Raw genomic sequence first — 1,482 nt, 5'->3', positions numbered from 1 at the left:
AGCAAGCAGCAGCTCGTTCTTCTCGGCCTCGGTCAGAACATGAAGCGGCGGTGGCGGCATCCGTAGGGTGAATCAGCCAATCGACCTCCGCGCAACACTTTTCTGCCAACCCCGTGAGCAATTACGTTCAGGGAGACAGCCGGGAATGACCTGAGTTGGTCGGCAGAAGACCATGCAAAACGGAGCCAACTTGGTGTGCAAATTAGACTCTATTGCGATGGATCGCCACGTCACGAGAAATGACTTACCGCTTGTTAACGTGACAAATCATTGACGAGTAATTGCAATATCCGACAATAAGACCTCAGATCGAGCGTATAGCCTAATGCCGCGCAAAGCTGTATTTAGCGGATAAGAACAAAGGGACCGCTAAATGACCCGCGTTGCGCTATATGCCCGATATTCCTCCGACAACCAGCGTGAAGCGTCCATCGAGGATCAGTTCCGCATTTGCCGTGAACGCGCGGACCGCGAAGGATGGCAGATCGTGGCGGCGTACAAGGACGCTGCGATTTCCGGCTCCAGCATGGTCTTGCGCCCCGGCATCCAATCGCTGCTGCAGGAAGCCCAATGCGGTCAAATCGACATAATTCTGGCAGAAGCGCTGGACCGGCTTTCCCGCGACCAGGCAGACATCGCCACCGTCTACAAGCACCTCAAGTTCGCCGGCGTCCCGATCGTCACCATCGCGGCGAGATCAGCGAACTCCATGTCGGCCTCAAGGGCACGATGAACGCCCTGTTCCTCAAGGATCTGGCGGCGAAGACCCATCGCGGTTTGCGTGGTCGCGTCGAAGAAGGGAAGTCTGGCGGCGGCATCTGCTATGGCTACAATGTCGTGAAGCAACTCGACGCACGGGGCGAGCTCATCCGGGGCGACCGCGAGATCAACCAGGCTGAAGCCGGGATCGTGCGTCGCATCTTCCGAGATTTTGCATCGGGAGTTCCCCCTCGCACGATCGCGCGCAAGCTGAACGAAGAACACGTACCCGGGCCAGGCGGCAAGCCATGGAACGACACGACGATCCGTGGGCATGTCAAACGTGGCACTGGGATCGTGAACAACGAACTCTATATCGGCCGACTGATCTGGAACCGGCTACGTTACATCAAGGATCCCTCGACCGGTAAGCGCGTCTCGCGGCTCAATCCGCAGTCGGAATGGATCATTCGGGAGGTGCCGGAGCTTCGGATCGTCGATGACGAGCTTTGGCAGTCGGTCCGGGCGAAGCACGAGGACATCGCGGAAAAATTCACGAACGTATCGGAAGGCGTGCAGAACAGCCGGCGGAACCTCCTGAATGGCGGCCGACGCCCTCGTACGATGCTGTCAGGCTTAGTGTATTGTGGGTCCTGCGGAGTAATTGCTCACGGGGTTGGCAGAAAAGTGTTGCGCGGAGGTCGATTGGCTGATTCACCCTACGGATGCCGCCACCGCCGCTTCATGTTCTGACCGAGGCCGAGAAGAACGAGCTGCTGCTTG

Annotated in this window: 2 protein-coding genes; both read left to right on the top strand. The window is 58.1% G+C overall.

What is annotated here, in order from left to right; all coding sequences use genetic code 11:
- The first annotated feature begins 373 nt into the window (after positions 1-373).
- Entirely contained in the window at positions 374-733 is a 360-nt protein-coding gene (locus tag V2S85_RS27060) for a recombinase family protein (RefSeq protein WP_330705869.1), read from the top strand.
- On the top strand, positions 730-1,452 hold the full coding sequence (locus tag V2S85_RS27055; RefSeq protein WP_330705868.1) for a recombinase family protein: 723 nt from the start codon (positions 730-732) through the stop codon (positions 1,450-1,452). The genes V2S85_RS27060 and V2S85_RS27055 overlap by 4 nt, the downstream gene beginning before the upstream one ends.
- The last annotated feature ends 30 nt before the right edge of the window (positions 1,453-1,482 follow it).

It is taken from the genome of Novosphingobium resinovorum (assembly GCF_036352595.1).
Taxonomy (GTDB): Bacteria; Pseudomonadota; Alphaproteobacteria; order Sphingomonadales; family Sphingomonadaceae; genus Novosphingobium; species Novosphingobium resinovorum_B.
The sequence above is the reverse complement of the archived record's forward strand: the minus strand, read 5'-3'. Positions and strand labels throughout refer to the sequence as shown.

Coding starts and splice junctions, on each gene's coding strand:
- V2S85_RS27060 (WP_330705869.1), top strand. CDS start 374: ATGACCCGCGTTGCGCTATATGCCCGATATTCCTCCGACAACCAGCGT.
- V2S85_RS27055 (WP_330705868.1), top strand. CDS start 730: ATGAACGCCCTGTTCCTCAAGGATCTGGCGGCGAAGACCCATCGCGGT.